15 protein-coding genes, 1 tRNA gene and 3 pseudogenes are annotated in these 15,430 nt (G+C 75.4%); 11 read left to right on the top strand and 8 right to left on the bottom strand.

Annotation, left to right across the window (positions count from 1 at the left end):
• The first annotated feature begins 30 nt into the window (after positions 1-30).
• The 5 genes from Sya03_RS27720 to Sya03_RS27700 all read left to right on the top strand — a co-directional run bounded on the left by Sya03_RS27720 (position 31) and on the right by Sya03_RS27700 (position 3,280).
• Positions 31-645, top strand: coding sequence for a permease-like cell division protein FtsX (locus Sya03_RS27720; RefSeq protein ID WP_203941376.1), 615 nt, complete (start codon positions 31-33; stop codon positions 643-645).
• Positions 642-1,244, top strand: coding sequence for a SigE family RNA polymerase sigma factor (locus tag Sya03_RS27715; RefSeq protein ID WP_203941375.1), 603 nt, complete (start codon positions 642-644; stop codon positions 1,242-1,244). Before Sya03_RS27720 ends, Sya03_RS27715 begins: the two co-directional genes overlap by 4 nt.
• Positions 1,245-1,307: 63 nt before the next feature.
• Positions 1,308-1,733 carry a DUF1707 SHOCT-like domain-containing protein gene (locus Sya03_RS27710; protein WP_203941374.1) on the top strand — a complete coding sequence of 142 codons (426 nt, stop codon included), beginning with the start codon at positions 1,308-1,310 and terminating at the stop codon, positions 1,731-1,733.
• 70 nt (positions 1,734-1,803) lie between these two features.
• Complete coding sequence (locus tag Sya03_RS27705) at positions 1,804-2,796, top strand: RNA polymerase subunit sigma-70 (protein WP_203941373.1); 993 nt, start codon at positions 1,804-1,806, stop codon at positions 2,794-2,796.
• A gap of 52 nt (positions 2,797-2,848) precedes the next feature.
• A complete protein-coding gene (locus Sya03_RS27700; protein WP_203941372.1) occupies positions 2,849-3,280 on the top strand; it encodes a DUF6069 family protein in 432 nt (143 codons plus the stop codon).
• Here Sya03_RS27700 and Sya03_RS27695 read toward each other — a convergent pair.
• From Sya03_RS27695 to Sya03_RS27675, 5 genes are all read right to left on the bottom strand, one after another.
• Positions 3,243-3,422, bottom strand: a complete 180-nt coding sequence (locus tag Sya03_RS27695) for a hypothetical protein (protein ID WP_203941371.1) — start codon at positions 3,420-3,422, stop codon at positions 3,243-3,245. The genes Sya03_RS27700 and Sya03_RS27695 overlap by 38 nt on opposite strands.
• Positions 3,423-3,843: 421 nt before the next feature.
• Positions 3,844-3,918, bottom strand: a tRNA-Val gene (locus tag Sya03_RS27690).
• A 57-nt stretch (positions 3,919-3,975) separates the two neighbouring features.
• Positions 3,976-4,428 carry a peroxiredoxin gene (locus Sya03_RS27685; protein WP_239107901.1) on the bottom strand — a complete coding sequence of 151 codons (453 nt, stop codon included), beginning with the start codon at positions 4,426-4,428 and terminating at the stop codon, positions 3,976-3,978.
• A complete protein-coding gene (locus Sya03_RS27680; RefSeq protein ID WP_203941370.1) occupies positions 4,425-4,862 on the bottom strand; it encodes a DUF3052 domain-containing protein in 438 nt (145 codons plus the stop codon). Before Sya03_RS27680 ends, Sya03_RS27685 begins: the two co-directional genes overlap by 4 nt.
• Positions 4,863-4,971: 109 nt before the next feature.
• Entirely contained in the window at positions 4,972-7,242 is a 2,271-nt protein-coding gene (locus tag Sya03_RS27675; RefSeq protein WP_203941489.1) for a transketolase C-terminal domain-containing protein, read from the bottom strand.
• Here Sya03_RS27675 and Sya03_RS31395 point away from each other — a divergent pair.
• Positions 7,241-7,722, top strand: a pseudogene (locus Sya03_RS31395) (PhoD-like phosphatase N-terminal domain-containing protein); the annotation flags it as partial. The gene Sya03_RS27675 and the pseudogene Sya03_RS31395 sit on opposite strands and share 2 nt — an antisense overlap.
• Before the next feature lie 2 nt (positions 7,723-7,724).
• Here Sya03_RS31395 and Sya03_RS31685 read toward each other — a convergent pair.
• The gene (locus Sya03_RS31685) at positions 7,725-7,856 is read right to left on the bottom strand and encodes a hypothetical protein (protein ID WP_275411487.1); all 132 of its coding nucleotides are present in this window, start codon (positions 7,854-7,856) and stop codon (positions 7,725-7,727) included.
• Positions 7,857-7,894: 38 nt separating this feature from the next.
• Here Sya03_RS31685 and Sya03_RS31385 point away from each other — a divergent pair.
• The 3 genes and pseudogenes from Sya03_RS31385 to Sya03_RS31375 all read left to right on the top strand — a co-directional run.
• Positions 7,895-8,032 (top strand): annotated as a pseudogene (locus Sya03_RS31385) (alkaline phosphatase D family protein); the annotation flags it as partial.
• A gap of 85 nt (positions 8,033-8,117) precedes the next feature.
• Positions 8,118-8,504: pseudogene (locus Sya03_RS31380) on the top strand (alkaline phosphatase D family protein); the annotation flags it as partial.
• 185 nt (positions 8,505-8,689) lie between these two features.
• A complete protein-coding gene (locus tag Sya03_RS31375) occupies positions 8,690-9,628 on the top strand; it encodes a metallophosphoesterase family protein (protein WP_239107917.1) in 939 nt (312 codons plus the stop codon).
• 23 nt (positions 9,629-9,651) lie between these two features.
• Here Sya03_RS31375 and Sya03_RS27660 read toward each other — a convergent pair whose 3' ends face one another.
• On the bottom strand, positions 9,652-10,536 hold the full coding sequence (locus Sya03_RS27660) for a hypothetical protein (protein ID WP_203941368.1): 885 nt from the start codon (positions 10,534-10,536) through the stop codon (positions 9,652-9,654).
• 119 nt (positions 10,537-10,655) lie between these two features.
• On the bottom strand, positions 10,656-11,906 hold the full coding sequence (locus tag Sya03_RS27655; protein ID WP_239107899.1) for a BtrH N-terminal domain-containing protein: 1,251 nt from the start codon (positions 11,904-11,906) through the stop codon (positions 10,656-10,658).
• 208 nt (positions 11,907-12,114) lie between these two features.
• Here Sya03_RS27655 and Sya03_RS27650 point away from each other — a divergent pair, with 208 nt between their 5' ends.
• A complete protein-coding gene (locus tag Sya03_RS27650) occupies positions 12,115-12,519 on the top strand; it encodes a YjbQ family protein (RefSeq protein WP_203941367.1) in 405 nt (134 codons plus the stop codon).
• A 160-nt stretch (positions 12,520-12,679) separates the two neighbouring features.
• The gene (gene aceE, locus Sya03_RS27645; RefSeq protein WP_203941366.1) at positions 12,680-15,418 is read left to right on the top strand and encodes a pyruvate dehydrogenase (acetyl-transferring), homodimeric type; all 2,739 of its coding nucleotides are present in this window, start codon (positions 12,680-12,682) and stop codon (positions 15,416-15,418) included.
• Positions 15,419-15,430 lie beyond the last annotated feature (12 nt).

The raw sequence follows: 15,430 nt of genomic DNA, 5'->3' as shown, positions 1-15,430 counted from the left end.
CACCGGCCACCGGCGGCGAGGAGAACGGCTGTGACCACGGACCTGCGGGACCAGTTCGACCGGGCGGTCGGCGACGACCCCGGCGCCGCGCTGGACGAGCTGGCGGACGCCGCCATCGTGGAGGGCGGCCGGCTGCGCCGCCGCCGTCGGCGGGTGGCGGCGGGCGCGGCGGCGGGTGTGGTGGCGGTGCTCGGCGCCGTGGCCGGCCTGGCCCTGTCCGCGGAGGGACCGGGGGCGGACCCGGACGTGACGCTGGCCGCGGCCGTGCAGCCGGTGACCGCGCCGTCGTGCGTGCGGCAGCCCGTCGAGATCGGCGCCACCGACGCCGTCGTCGTCCTGGCCGCCGGGGCGACGCCCGCCCAGCGGACGGCGCTCGACGCGGCGCTGCGCGACGACCCGCGAGTGGGCGCCCACCTGTTCGAGAGCCGCGAGCAGGCGTACGAGCGGTTCCGCGCCCGGTACGCGGACAACCCCGACCTGGTCGCCGCGGTCGGCGCCGACCGGTTCCCGGAGGCGTTCCGGGTACGGCTGGACGCGGCCGACCGGTACCCCGAGTTCCGGTCCCGGATCGCGGCGGCGCCCGGCGTCGCGCAGGTCATCGGCCGCCGGTGCGCACCGGACGCCCCGGTCGGAGGGGTCCTGTGACCGAGGCCCGCACCGCGCCCCCCGCCGCAACGCCGCCCGCCGACGCGCCGGCCCCGGCCGCGGACCCGCCCTCGGGCGGCCGGGGCGCGGCCCGCCCGAGGGCGAAGGCGGCGCGGGACGCGGAGTTCACCGCGTTCGTGCGGTCCGACGGCACCCGGCTGCGCCGCAGCGCCTACCTGATGTGCCGGGACTGGCACCTCGCCCAGGACCTCGCCCAGCACACCCTCGCCCGCATGTACGCCGTCTGGGACCGCATCCGCGAGGAGACGAACCTGCGCGCGTACAGCCGGCGGGTGCTGATGAACGCCGTCTTCGACCAGCAGCGGCGCTGCCGCGGCGCCGAGGTCGTCCTGGCCGACGTGCCCGACCGGCCGGACCCGGCGCCCGGGACCCCGGAGCTGCGCCTGGCCCTGGTGGACGCCCTGGCCCGGCTGCCGGTCGAGGACCGGGCGGTCCTGGTGCTGCGCCACGCCGAGGACCACAGCGTCGACGCGGTGGCGGCGATCCTCGGCGTGTCCGTGCCGGCGGTGAAGATGCGCAGCGCCCGCGCGCTGAGCCGGCTGCGGGCGCTGCTCGGCGAGGACTTCCCCGACCGCTGACCGCGCGCGTGGCCGCGGTCCGGCGCGCGCCGGCACCACCGCTGCCGGCCCTAGGCTGTGATCGTGACCGGCGCCGGCGACACCGAACCGACGGACCTGCGCATCGGCGTGCCCGAGCGCCAGCTGGCGATCGAGGCGCTGGAGTCCCACCTGACCGCCCAGCGGCTCGACCCCGCCGAGTTCGAGCAGCGGGTCGACGCCTGCGATCGGGCCCGCACCCGCGCCGAGCTGCTGCGCGTCTTCGCCGACCTGCCCGCGCCGCACCCGCCGCTGCCGCCGGCCGTCCCCCCGCCGGCCGAGCCGGACGACGACGACATCCCGCCGGCCGCGGTGGCCGGGTGCCTGACGCTGGGGCTGGGCATCCCCGTCGCCGTCGTGTTCGGCATCGTCTACGGCGCCTGGTGGACGCTCGCCGTGCCCGTCGCGGTCACCGTGGTCATGTCGTACGCCGAGCACCTGCGCGGTCCCCGCGGCGGCGCCGCCGGGTGACCGGTGATGAGTTTCCGCCCCCACCGCCGTCTCACCTGCGACGGACACGACGGGACGGAAGGATGACGTGATGGGTGCGGACACGCGGCTGGAGGACCCGGCCCCGGGCGGGCTGGGCGAGGTCGACGAGCCGGCGTTCACCGGGCTGGCGCAGCGCCACCGGCGGGAACTGCACGTGCACTGCTACCGGATGCTCGGGTCGTTCGAGGACGCCGAGGACACCGTGCAGGAGACGTTCCTGCGGGCCTGGCGGCGGCGGGAGACCTTCGCCGGCCGGTCCACGTTCCGGGCCTGGCTGTACCGGATCGCCACCAACGCCTGCCTGGACCTGCTCGCCCGGTGCCGCCCGGAGCCGGCCACCGGCGGCGAGGTGCGGTGGCTTCAGCCGTACCCGGACCGGCTGCTCGACGAGCTGCCCGCCGGCGACGCCGACGCGCCGGAGGCCGCCGCCGTCGCCCGGGAGACCATCGAGCTGGCGTACGTGGTGGCGGTCCAGCACCTGGCCCCGCGCCCGCGGGCCGTGCTGATCCTGCGCGACGTGCTGGGCTGGCCGGCGAAGGACGTCGCGGAGCTGCTCGGCGACTCCGTCAACTCGGTCAACAGCGCCCTGCAGCGGGCCCGCGCCGGCATGCGCGACCACCTGCCCGCCGAGCGACAGGACTGGACCGGCGGCGAACCGGACGCCCGGACGCGCGACCTGGTCCGCCGCTTCACCGACGCCAGCGTCACCGTCGACATCCCCGCCATCACCGCGATGCTGCGCGACGACGTCCGCTTCGCGATGCCCCCGACACCCGGCGTGCACGTCGGCCGCGACGCGGTCATCGCCGACTGGGTCGCCGACGGCTTCGCCGAGATGACGGGCCTGCGCGCCGTCCCCACCGCCGTGAACCGCCAGCCCGCCGCCGCCTTCTACCACTGGCGGGAGCAGGAGAACGCGTACCTGCCCCTGACGATCGACGTCCTGCGCATCACCGGCGGCCGCATCACCGAGGTCGTCATCTTCGGCGCGGACCGGTTCGCGTCCTTGGGCCTCCCGGACCGCCTCCCGGCCTCCGCGTAGTCCCGGCGCGCGACGGCCTCCGCGCCCCTCGCCCTACCTCCGGAGCACCGCCATGACCAGCACGATCGCCACCCCGGCACGCCGCGGCCTCGCCGCCACCGGCGCCGCCGCCCTGCTCACGGCGGTGGCGGCCACCGCCCTCGCCGCCACCCTCGCCCGCGCCGCCGGCGTCCACTTCCAGATCCCCGCCGGCGGCGAGACCATCCCCACCGCAGGCTTCGCCGTCGTGACCGCCTTCTTCTCCGCCGTGGGCATCGCCGTCGCCGCCGGGTACCGGCGGTGGAGCACCCGCCCCGCCGACCGGTTCCTGTGGACGGCGGTGTCGCTGGCCGCACTCTCGCTGATCCCGCCCGTGCTGTCCGGGGCGGCCGGGGGCACCGTGGTCGCGCTCGTCGCGCTGCACCTCGTGCCCGCGGCGGTGATGATCCCGGCCCTGACCTACTGCCTCAGCGGTGCCGCCAGCCGACCGGCCTCGCCAGAATGATCAGCACGGTGCCCACCGGCCCCCACAGGCTGGGCACGAACCACGGCCGATGATCCAACCGCTTACGCTCGACCAACCACTGGTTGACCAGGTAGAAGCCCGCGATCGCCGCCAGGCAGGCCGAAGCCGTCAGGAACTCCACGCTCCCGCCCATCGACCGGCCCGGCACCACCCTGAGAGCCGTCAGGCCAGCAGGTAGCCGATGAGGAACGCGGCGACGGCGGCCACGCCGACCGCGATCATCACGGCCCACCGCAGGACCTTCACGACAGCAAGCGCCCGACCAGCCCGACAGGCTCGGGAAGGCCAGGTCAGCGAGCCGTTAGGGCCTCCCGGTGTGGCCGGAAGCCGACCAGCGCCGCCCCGCACAGCCCGAACGGCAGCGGACTCCCCCAGAAGGCGGCGTCAGCCCCGAGATGACCCGCCGCCCCGGCGATCCGCACGAGGCCGGCCGCGATGAGCCCACAGCCCAGGAGCAGCCAGAAGGCGGCGGTCCGGCCGGGTGTGCGCCAGCGCCGCCCGGTGGCTCTGGTCGGGAACCCTATGCCGTGACAGGTGTGGGGTGGTGGGCGCGGCAGGGTTCGAACCTGCGACCCCTCGCTTGTAAGGCGAGTGCTCTTCCGCTGAGCTACGCGCCCCTGACCGGGAGCCGACAGCCTACCGTGCCGCCCGGACCCCCCGCGAAGGACATGTTTTCAGTCCAGGGCGTCCAGCGCCGCCCGCCACACGGACTGGTCGCGGGTGTCGCCGGGGCCGAGGAGTTCGGCGAAGCGGATCAGGCCGGCGGGGTCGATGAGGAAGGTGCCGCGGTTGGCGAAGCCGCCGGTGGGGTCGAAGGCGTCGTAGGCGCGGGCGGTCTCGCCGTGCGGCCAGAAGTCGGCCAGCAGCGGGAAGGTGAACTTCTCCTGCTCGGCCCAGACCCGGTGGGTGTACACCGAGTCGCAGCTGACGGTCAGGACCTGGACCGTCTCGTTCTGGTAGAGCGCCAGGTTGTCGCGGATCTCGCCCAGTTCACCCTCGCAGGTGCGGGAGAAGGCGAACGGGTAGAAGACCAGCAGCACGGCTTTGCGGCCGCGGAAGTCGTGCAGCGCGACCGGCTGGTTGTGCTGGTCGCGCAGGGTGAACGGGGGCGCGGTGCGCCCGGTCACTTCGACTTCCGGGCTCCGCGCGGGGTCACGAGGCGGGCGGCGGTCCAGTCCTTGCCGGCGTTGACCGTGGAGGTCTGCTGCAGGCCGGCGGTGGGGGCGGACTCGCTGATGTCCGAGGGTTCGACGTGGCCGTCGCGGCCCGCCTTCGGGGTCACCAGCCAGACGACGCCGGTGTCGGCGAGGGGGCCGAGGGCGTCGGTGAGGACCTCGAACAGGTCGCCGTCGCCGTCGCGGTACCACAGGAGGACCGCGTCCACGACCTCGTCGGTGTCCTCGTCGACCAGTTCGCCGCAGCGGTCGGCCAGGGCGTCGCGGAGATCCTCGTCGACGTCGTCGTCGTAGCCCATCTCCATGACCACCATGCCCGGCTCGATGCCGAACCGGTCCGCCAGGCTTCGTACGCCGTCGGCGGCCTGGCCTGCGGTCGCGCTCACTGTCGCGTGCCTCCTTGTCGTCCGGGTCGGGCGGCTGTCGCCGACCCACCCGCGTAGTCCACACATCAAACCCGTGGTACGCAAGTGGCGCACCGGGCGTCCGGGCAATTTACCGCGCCAACAGCGTGCGGGCACCCTGTGTGATCGCATCTTCCCCGATGAGGACGTGCCGTGCCGCCGGTCCGGCCGGAACGAGGCTGTCGGCGGCGGCGATGCGGCGGGCGGCGCCGACGTAGCCGCCGTCGACGAGGGCGGCCAGGACGCCCTCGCCGGCGCCGCCGGAGCGGCGGGTCTCGTCGACGACCAGGACGCGGCCGGTGGCGGCGGATTCGCGCACGATGTCGGCCACGGGCAGCGGGGCGAGCCAGCGCAGGTCGACGACGCGGGAGCCGTACCCCTCGGCGGCCAGGCGGGCGGCGACGCGCAGGGACAGCCGCACTCCGGCGCCGAAGGTGACGATGGTGAGGTCGTCGGCGCCGCCGACGGTGTAGGTGCGGGCGCGGCCGACGGGCACGTGGGCGCCGGCCCAGCCGCCGGGCGGCGCGTACGGGGCGAGCCAGCCGCCGTCGCCGGGTTCGAGCAGGTCGCGCTCGCGGTACAGGGCGGCGGGCTCGACGACGACGCAGACGCTGCCGTCGACGGCAGCGCTGGTCAGGCACGCGCGCAGCAGCGGCGCGGCGTCCGCCGGCCGCGCCGGCACCGCGACGACAAGACCGGGAACATCCCGCAGGACGGCCACAGCGTTGCCGTCGATGCCGGTACCGGCCTGGTCAGGGGCGAGGCCGGGCACCCGGACGACGAGCGGGTTGCGCCAGGCGCCGGTGGACAGCCACGACAGGGCGGCCGCCTCGCCGCGCAGCTGGGCGCCGGTGTCGTGCAGGTCGGCGATCTCGGCGACGGGCAGCCACCCGGCGAGCCCGGCGCCGAGCGCCAGCCCGGCGACGGCGGACGCGTCGGCGGCGGTGTCGACGACCCGCCCCGGGAAGGCGCCGGCGAGCCCGCGGGTGACGCCGTGCTCGCCGCCGCGCCCGGCGACGCCGGGGCCGAGGACGAGGCCGCGGGGCTGGGTGACGAGCCAGTCGGCGAGGGTGGCGTGCAGGGTCTGGGCGAGGTCGAGCGGGCCGCCGTCCTCGGGCAGCGCCCCGCCGAACGCCGCCTGCCGGGCGGCGGCGCCGGGCCCGAGGGCGCGGTGGGCGGCGTCGGTGACGGCCTTGGCGGCGCGCAGGGGGCGGCGCGGGGCGAGCGGGGCGACGATGTCGGCGCCGGAGGCGATCTTCGGCTCGTCGAGGACCTCCTCGGCGACCTTGCGGACCCGCCAGCCGATCTCGTCGTAGCGGCTGATGAGGTCGCCGGGTTCGGCGCGGCCGGCGGCGACGAGCAGCCGGGCGGTGGCGACGAGCGGGTCGCGGCCGGCGTCGTCGCCGATGTCGGCGGCCGGCCGGTACGCCTCGGCGTCGCCGCCGTCGTGGCCGAGCAGCCGCACGGTGGACAGGTGCAGCACGGCGGGGCGGCGGTGCTCGCGCACCCAGTCGGCGGCCTCGCGGGCGCCCTCGTACGCGGCGACGAGGTCGCACCCGTCCGCCCAGCTGTAGCGCAGCCCGGGCCGGCCGCGCAGGGTGGCCTCGGTCCAGCCGCCGGGGGTGCGCACGGCGCCGCCCCAGCCGTTGTCGGCGCAGACGAGCAGCAGCGGCAGGGGCTCGCCGGTGTGGGCGTACCGGCCGGCGGTGGCCAGGGCGGTGGCGGCGGCGGCCCGGTCGAGGGCGGCGTCGCCGAACTCGCACACGACGAGGGCGTCGTCGGGCCAGCGGGTGTCGCCGGGCCCGGAGCGGCCGATCGCCCAGCCGAGCCCGACGGCGCGGGGCAGGTGCGCGCCGTCGGTGGCGGCGGTGGGCACGACGTTGAGCTCGGCGCTGCCGAACACCTTGCGCCGGCCGCCGGCGCCCGGCTCGGCGGCGGACGCGACGACGCCGCGCAGCACGTCGCGGGCGGCCTCGGTGAGCGGGTCGGGGATGTCGCCGTCGGGGTCGGCGGCGGGGCGCGCCTGGGCGGCACGGGCGCACCAGAACCCGGCGGAGCGGGTGTGCAGCAGGGCCGGGTCGGTGGGCCGCAGGGCGGCGGCGACGGCGGCGTCGCCCTCGTGCCCGGCGGAGCCGACGGTGTGCCAGCCCTCGCCGAAGCTGCGCAGCCAGCGGGCGGCGAGGTCGAGGTGGCGGGCGGTGAGCTGGGCGTCGAAGAGCGCGGCGGCCCGGTCGCCGGTGAGGGCGGCGCCGTCGCGCACGGGTTCGTCGGCGGCGCGCCGGTGCTCGGGGGCGGACAGCGCCGCGACGGACTCCCGGAATCGTTCGTCGAGATTCTGAGGGGATGTCACGGAGCCCAATATGGCCGATGCCGTCACGCTGCGCCCACCGGGGATCGACAGAACGACACCTCGTGGCGCAGCCGCCCGGCGGAGTTGGCCCCGGATTCAAGCCGAATCCATCGACGTTGGTGAGGGTCGGGGCATGTCTCTCACCGGACGCACCCTCATCGTCTCGGCGGCCGCCACGGGCGCGGTCGCGACGCTGCCCGGCACGGCCGGGGCGGCGGCGGCCCGGCCGCTGCGCGCCGACCCGTTCACGCTGGGCGTCGCGTCCGGCGACCCGTCCCCCGACGGCGTCGTCCTCTGGACCCGGCTGGCCGTCGAGCCGCTCGCCGGCGACGGCCTCGGTGGCATGCCCGCCCGCGCCGTGCCCGTGACCTGGGAACTCGCGGCCGACGAGCGGTTCCGGCACGTCGTGCGGCGGGCACGGCCGTCGCCCGGCCCGGGTCGGCGCACGCCGTGCACGTCGAGCTGAGCGGCCTCGGCGCGGGCCGCGAGTTCTTCTACCGGTTCCGCGCCGAGCGGTGGGTGTCGCCGGTGGGGCGCACCCGCACCGCTCCCCCGCCGTGGCAGCTGCCCCCGGCGCTGGCGATGGCGTTCGTGTCCTGCTCGCAGTACGAGCACGGGTACTTCACGGCGTGCCGGCGCCTGGCCGAGCAGGAGCCCCGACCTGGTGCTGCACCTGGGCGACTACCAGTACGAGTACGCCGCCGGCCAGTATGTGGTGCCCGGCGGCAACCCCCGCGACCACGACGGCCCGGAGACCCGCACCCTGGCGAACTACCGGCAGCGGCACGCCCAGTACAAGGCCGACGCCGACCTGCAGGCCGCGCACGCCGCCGCGCCGTGGCTGGTGGTGTGGGACGACCACGCATGCAGCTGTACCGCCGGGTGGGCTGGGGCAGGAGCGCTGGCTGGTCGACGGCTTCCACCGCTCGCGCGCCCGCTGGGACGTCCTGGGCCAGCAGGTCTTCTTCGCCCGGCGCGACCGCGACGCCGGCCCCGCCACGGTCACCAGCCAGGACGCGTGGGACGGCTACACCGCGTCCCGCGACCGGATCACCCGCGGCTGGCTGGGCGCCCGGGTGCGCAACCCGGTCGTGCTCACCGGCGACGTGCACGCCCACTGGGCGAGCGACCTGAAGCTCGACCACGCCGACCCGGGCTCGCGCACGGTCGGCAGCGAGCTGGTCTGCTCGTCGATCACGTCCACCGGCGACGGCGCGGACGCCGACCCGCGGTCGAACGCGTTCCTGCGGGTGAACCCGCACCTGCGCTTCTGGAACAACCAGCGGGGGTACGTGCTGACCCGGCTGACGCCGCGCGAGCTGACCGCGGACTTCCAGGTGGTGCCGTACGTGAGCCGGCCGGGCGGCGGAGAGCGTGCGCCAGGAGACCGAGCGCCCCTGACGGCGAGATTGTCCGTTTCGTCCGGCCACGGCGGGGAACGCACCGCGCCATGCGTACCGTGCGTCTCCCCGCCGTCGCCGTGCTGCTCCTCGGCCTCGCCGCCTGCACGGGCGACACCCCGCCCGCCCCCGCCGGCGCGACCCCGGCCCGCAGCGCCGCCGCCGCACCCGCCGCCGCGGTGGAGTCCGCGGGGCCCGCGCCCGCCGTGCTCGTCGGCGCCGGCGACATCGCCACCTGCGACGGCACCGGCGACAGCCGCACCGCCGACCTGGTGGCGCGGATCCCGGGCACGGTGTTCACGCTCGGCGACAACGCCTACGACCGCGGCTCGGCGGCCGAGTTCCGCCGCTGCTACGGCCCGACGTGGGGCCGGTTCAAGGGACGCACCCGGCCGGTCGTCGGCAACCACGAGTACGGCACCCCCGGCGCGGCCGGCCACTTCGGCTACTTCGGCGCGGCCGCGGGCCCCCGGCCGCAGGGCTACTACGCGTACCGGGCCGGCTCGTGGCTTGTCGTCGTGCTCAACAACAACTGCGGGGTCGTGCCGGGCGGCTGTGGCGCGGGCTCGCCGCAGGAGCGCTGGCTGCGCGCGCGGCTGGCGGCCGACCGGGGCGCGTGCACGGTGGCGCTGATGCACGAGCCGCGGTTCACCTCCTCGACCGTGCACCCGCCGTCGACGGCGAGCACCGCCCTGGTCAAGGCCCTGTACGACGACGGGGTCGAGCTGATGCTGGCCGGGCACAACCACGGCTACGAGCGGTTCGCCCCGCAGACGGCGACCGGCCGCCGCGACGACGCCCGCGGCATCCGGCAGATCATGGTGGGCACCGGCGGGGCGCGGCTGTACCCGTTCGGCAAGGCGGCCCCGAACAGCGAGGTGCGCGACGCGAAGCACTGGGGCGTGCTGAAGCTGACGCTCGGCGCGGGCACGTACCGCTGGGACTTCGTGCCGGTGGCGGGCTCGTTCCGCGACAGCGGCACCGGCCGCTGCCGCTGACGCCGCGACCGCCGCCTCGCCGGTCAGGCGCGGTCGTCGTTGCTGGGCAGGAGACGCTGCCGCACCGGCGGGACACCGGGGACGTCGTCCCGGCGGCGCGCGACGTGGGCCGACGGGTCGAGGTGCCGGCCGACCACGTCCGCCAGCGTCGTCAGCGCCTGGAACAGGTCGAGCTGGTCGAGCTCGGTGGTGGCGCCGGACAGCGCGGGGCCCCCGCCGGTGAGCGTGGTGGCCCCGGCGTCGTCGACGGTGACCGTGACGGTGGTCGTGGACCCGTCGGGCATCCGCAGCGCGACGTCGGCGCGGTCGACCACCAGCGCCCGGCCGCTGTACCGGGCGCCGGTGCGCACCCAGGTCGCCAGGCGGGTGACGTCGTCGGCCGTGGCCCGGGCCGCCATGGTGCGCCTGGCGTGACCGGCGACCTCACCGCCGTGGAGGACCAGCTGGGGCAGCAGGTCGTCGCCCGTCCAGCCGGGCCCCTGGTCCAGCGGCGGGTCCAGCAGGTCGGCGACGAGGTCCAGCAGCGTCGCCGTGCTGTCGACCACCCGCACCATGTCGCCGTCGGAGGCGCCTGCCACCGCCTCGGGGCCGGCGACCGCGCCGAGCAGCTTGGCGAGCACCCGCAGGGCGTCGGGCGACACGGCGCCCGCGGCCGTCCCGCCGGTCTGCTGAGGGCTCACCGGTTCGGCCCGCTGCGACGGGTCGATGCCGCGGGCCCGGAGGTCCGCGTAGATCGTGTCCCGGGAGACGCGGGCGATCCGGGACAGCTCCGCGACGTTGCGGATGCCGCTGCCCCACGCCGCGGCGACCAGGTCCGCGCGCTCCTGTGCCGGGCGGCCGCGGTGTTCGGCCCAGCCCATGAGCCCGGCCAGCGCGCCGATGTGCTCGGCGTCGAGGTGTCGTGTCATGCCGGAACGGTATGTCGACCGACTCGACATGTCGACCGATTAGACAGTCGGCGTGCGCGACCGACACGCCGGGACACGCCGTGATCACGCGGCGTGTCCCGGGCGCGTCGGGCGTGGCGTCACGCGGCGTGTCGCAGCTCCGCGACGGCGGTCACCTCGGCGGCGTGGGCGGCGCGCAGCCGCGCGGCCAGCGCCGCGAAGTCCGGCTCGACGGGCGGCCGGGCGTCGTACTCGGCGCGCAGCTCCCACAGCTCGGCCGCGGCGGCGGCCCGGTCGGCCGCCCCGGCGTCGCCCGCCGCCACCCCGGCCGCCACGGCGGCCGACAGCTCCCGCATCCGCGCGTACGCGGGCACGTCGGCCGGCAGGGCCGCCTCGGCGACGGCGTGCCAAGCCTCCCCCGCGGCGCGGAACGCCGCCGCCGCGCCGGCCAGCGGGACGCCGATCAGCGGCGCCGCCTCGTCGAGGAAGTCGGCGTACAGGCCGCGCAGGTGGCCGCCGTCCGCGCCGACCGGCTCGGTGCCCTCCCACGCCGACAGCAGCGCGCCGGCCAGCCCGCGGCCGTCGGCGAACACCCGCGGCCAGCCCTTGGCGTTGCGGGTGTCGGTGACCAGGCGGGCCCACTTGGCCCAGGCGGGCAGCGCGAACGAGGCCGACGTCCCGCCGAGGTGTGCCACGCACTCGGCGATCCCGGCGCGGGCGGCGGCGGCCAGGTCGACCGGGGTCACGCCGGTCACCGACACCAGGTGGTTGCGGTACGACACGACGCGCCCGCGGGCCCGGGCGAGCACCTCCCGGTCGACGGTCAGCGGCGCCAGGTTGCGGTCGTCGAGGTGCACCCGGCCGTCGTCGCCCGCGGCGTAGGCGACGACCTGGTGCCCGCCGTGGCCGTCCAGGTGCCCGGGCAGGTGCCAGTACCCGGCGTGGTACCGGTCGGGGGTGACCAGCGCGGGCATCCCGGCGTCGAGCGCCGCCGCGGCGGCGCCGGACCCGGCGGTGGTGTGCACGGCCGGCTCGGCGCCGAGGCGGCGCAGCGTGGTGACCGTCCAGTCGAGGTAGTTCCAGCGGCGGCGGAAGCCCAGCGTGAGGATGCGGCTGTCGTGCCGGCTGAACTCCCACAGGATGTATCCGGCGCCGAGCCCGCCGCCGACGCCGAGCACCATCGCCTCGGACAGGCCGCGCACGCCGTGGTGCGCCAGCAGGTTGGCCACCGCCGCGGACTCGGGGTGCAGGCCGCCGCGCAGGGCGTACCCGTGGTCGGTGGTGGTGGCGGGGACGTCGCCCACGACGTGCCGGCGGGCGGTGGTGTAGCGCTCGCCCGTGCGCGCCATCCGGGCGCGGATGCGGGCCTTGAGGTGCTTCTCGCTGGTCATGACGATCTTCCCTGCCGCACGCGCGCGACCTGCGGATCCACGCCCCACCGGCCGCCGGCGGCATCGGTGGGTCGCCATGCGGGAAGCTCTCCCGAGGCCGGTCACCCCTTCGCCGCCACGGCCGCCGGGCCGCGTGGAGACCCGGTGAAGGCGGTACGGCGCGGGAGGGCGCCGCGCTCAGGCTAACCCACGGTGCGACGATGGCTCCATGCGAACCGAGGTGATCACGGTCCGGACCGGCGGCAGGCCCGTGGTGCGCGACATCACGGCCGAGGCGGAGCGGTTCGTCCGCGGGCTGGGCGACGGGCTGCTCAACGTGTTCGTGCCGCACGCCACGGCGGGCGTGGCGATCATCGAGACCGGCGCGGGCAGCGACGACGACCTGCTCACCGCGCTGGACGACGTGCTGCCGGCCGACGACCGCTGGCGGCACCGGCACGGCTCGCCCGGGCATGGCCGCGACCACGTCATGCCGGCGTTCGTCCCGCCGCACGCCACGCTGCCGGTGGTGGACGGCCGGATCGCGCTGGGGACGTGGCAGTCGATCTGTCTCGTCGACCCGAACTCGGACAATCCCACCCGTGAGGTCCGGTTTTCGTTCGTAAACGGCTAGTTACCGCCCGGTACGTGTGTCGGACGTCGCGTCGGCACCGGGTAGGCGTGACGAAGCAGCGCGACAAGGGGCAGGATGGTCAGGGAGAGACCTGTCCCACACAATCTGCGCGCGACCGCCCGTCACCCGGCGCGGTCCGCACGACCGGTGAGGAATGCCTGTGGCCACGGAACGCAAGCGCCCGGTGATCAGCGACGGCCTACCGAGCCAGCTTCCGGACATCGACCCCGAGGAGACCTCGGAGTGGGTCGAGTCGCTGGACGGCGTGATCGACGAGCGCGGCGCCAAGCGCGCCCGGTACGTCATGCTGCGGCTGCTGGAGCGGGCGCGGGAGCGGCAGGTCGGCGTCCCGCCGCTGACCGCGACCGACTACATCAACACCATCTCGCCGGAGCGCGAGCCGTGGTTCCCCGGCGACGAGTTCGTCGAGCGGCGCATCCGCGCCTACATCCGCTGGAACGCCGCGATGCTGGTGCACCGGGCGCAGCGCCCGGAGATCGGCGTCGGCGGGCACATCTCGACGTACGCGTCGAGCGCGTCGCTGTACGAGGTGGGCATGAACCACTTCTTCCGCGGCAAGGACCACCCCGGCGGCGGCGACCACATCTTCTTCCAGGGCCACGCCTCCCCCGGCATGTACGCCCGGGCGTATCTGGAGGGCCGGCTCACCGAGCACCAGCTCGACGGCTTCCGCCAGGAGCTGAGCCACCCGGGCGGCGGCCTGCCGTCGTACCCGCACCCGCGGCTCATGCCGGACTTCTGGGAGTTCCCGACGGTCAGCATGGGCCTCGGCCCGCTGAACGCCATCTACCAGGCCCGGTTCAACCGGTACCTGCACAACCGCGGCATCAAGGACACGTCCGACCAGCACGTGTGGGCGTTCCTCGGTGACGGCGAGATGGACGAGGTCGAGTCGCTCGGCGCGATCGGCCTGGCCGCCCGCGAGGAGCTCGACAACCTCACGTTCGTCATCAACTGCAACCTGCAGCGCCTCGACGGCCCGGTGCGCGGCAACGGCAAGGTCATCCAGGAGCTGGAGTCGTTCTTCCGCGGCGCCGGCTGGAACGTCATCAAGGTCGTCTGGGGCCGCGAGTGGGACCCGCTGCTCGCCGCCGACACCGACGGCGCCCTGGTCAACCTCATGAACGTCACGCCGGACGGCGACTACCAGACGTACAAGGGCGAGTCCGGCGCGTACGTGCGCGAGCACTTCTTCGGCCGCGACCCGCGCACCCGCAAGCTCGTCGAGCACATGAGCGACGACGAGATCTGGAACCTCAAGCGGGGCGGGCACGACTACCGCAAGCTGTACGCGGCGTACAAGGCGGCCACCGAGCACACCGGCCAGCCGACCGTCATCCTCGCCAAGACCATCAAGGGCTGGACGCTGGGCTCGCACTTCGAGGCCCGCAACGCCACGCACCAGATGAAGAAGCTGACGCTGGACGACCTCAAGGGCTTCCGCGACCGCCTCTACCTGGAGATCAGCGACAAGCAGCTCGAGGACAACCCGTACCTGCCGCCGTACTTCCACCCGGGTGAGAAGTCGGACGAGCTGACCTACCTGCTCGACCGGCGCAAGGCGCTCGGCGGCTACCTGCCGTCGCGGCGCACGGAGTCGAAGCCGCTGCCGATCCCGGCCACCGAGCGCTTCGGCGACGTCAAGCGCGGCTCGGGCAAGCAGAAGGTCGCCACCACGATGGCCTTCGTCCGGCTGCTCAAGGACATCATGAAGGACAAGGGCTTCGGCGAGCGGTGGGTGCCGATCATCCCCGACGAGGCCCGCACGTTCGGCATGGACTCGTTGTTCCCGACGAAGAAGATCTACTCGCCGCACGGCCAGACGTACACCTCCGTCGACCGGGAGCTGTTCCTGTCGTACAAGGAGGCCACGAACGGCCAGATCCTGCACGAGGGCATCAACGAGGCGGGCTCGACGGCCAGCTTCATCGCGGCCGGCACGGCGTACGCCACGCACGGCGAGCCGATGATCCCGCTGTACATCTTCTACTCGATGTTCGGCTTCCAGCGCACCGCCGACGAGCTGTGGGCGGCCGGCGACCAGATGGCGCGCGGCTTCCTGCTGGGCGCGACGGCGGGCCGCACCACGCTGAACGGCGAGGGCCTGCAGCACGAGGACGGGCACTCGCTGCTGATCGCGGCGACGAACCCGGCGGTGGTGGCGTACGACCCGGCGTTCGCGTTCGAGATCGCGCACATCATCGAGAACGGCCTGCACCGGATGTACGGGGAGAAGCAGGAGAGCGTCTTCTACTACCTGACGGTCTACAACGAGCCGATCCTGCAGCCGGCCGAGCCGTCGGACGTGGACACCGAGGGCCTGCTCCGGGGCATCTACCGGTACTCGCCGGCGCCGGAGACCACGGGCGCCAAGGCGCAGCTGCTCGCGTCCGGCACGGGCATGCAGTGGGCGCTCAAGGCGCAGCAGCTGCTCGCCCAGGACTGGGGCGTGGGCGCCGACGTCTGGTCGGTCACGTCGTGGACCGAGCTGCGCCGCGACGCGGTGGAGACCGAGGAGCACAACCTGATGCACCCGGGCGACACCCCGCGCAAGCCGTACATCCAGCAGAAGCTGGAGGGCACGCAGGGCCCGGTGGTGGCGGTCAGCGACTGGATGCGCGCGGTGCCGGACCTGATCAGCCGGTGGGTGCCGAACGACTACACGTCGCTGGGCACCGACGGCTACGGCATGAGCGACACCCGGCACGCCCTGCGCCGGCACTTCCACGTCGACGCGGAGTCGGTGGTGGTGGCGACGCTGCGCCAGCTGGCGCTGCGCGGCCAGGTGCCGACGCACGTCCCGGCCGAGGCGGCCAAGAAGTACGCGATCGACGACGTCAACGCCGCGCCCGTGGGCGAGACCGGCGGCGACAGCTGAGGTGAGGAGGCG

Source organism: Spirilliplanes yamanashiensis, from assembly GCF_016863475.1.
In the GTDB taxonomy this organism is placed as follows: Bacteria; Actinomycetota; Actinomycetes; order Mycobacteriales; family Micromonosporaceae; genus Spirilliplanes; species Spirilliplanes yamanashiensis.
Note: the sequence above shows the minus strand (reverse complement) of the source record. Positions and strands in the feature narration are given on the sequence as shown.

Bases quoted from the DNA above. Each gene is read 5' to 3' on its own strand.
- Sya03_RS27705 (WP_203941373.1), top strand. From the start codon at position 1,804: ATGGGTGCGGACACGCGGCTGGAGGACCCGGCCCCGGGCGGGCTGGGC.
- Sya03_RS27700 (WP_203941372.1), top strand. From the start codon at position 2,849: ATGACCAGCACGATCGCCACCCCGGCACGCCGCGGCCTCGCCGCCACC.
- Sya03_RS27660 (WP_203941368.1), bottom strand. From the start codon at position 10,536: ATGACACGACACCTCGACGCCGAGCACATCGGCGCGCTGGCCGGGCTC.
- Sya03_RS27655 (WP_239107899.1), bottom strand. From the start codon at position 11,906: ATGACCAGCGAGAAGCACCTCAAGGCCCGCATCCGCGCCCGGATGGCG.
- Sya03_RS27650 (WP_203941367.1), top strand. From the start codon at position 12,115: ATGCGAACCGAGGTGATCACGGTCCGGACCGGCGGCAGGCCCGTGGTG.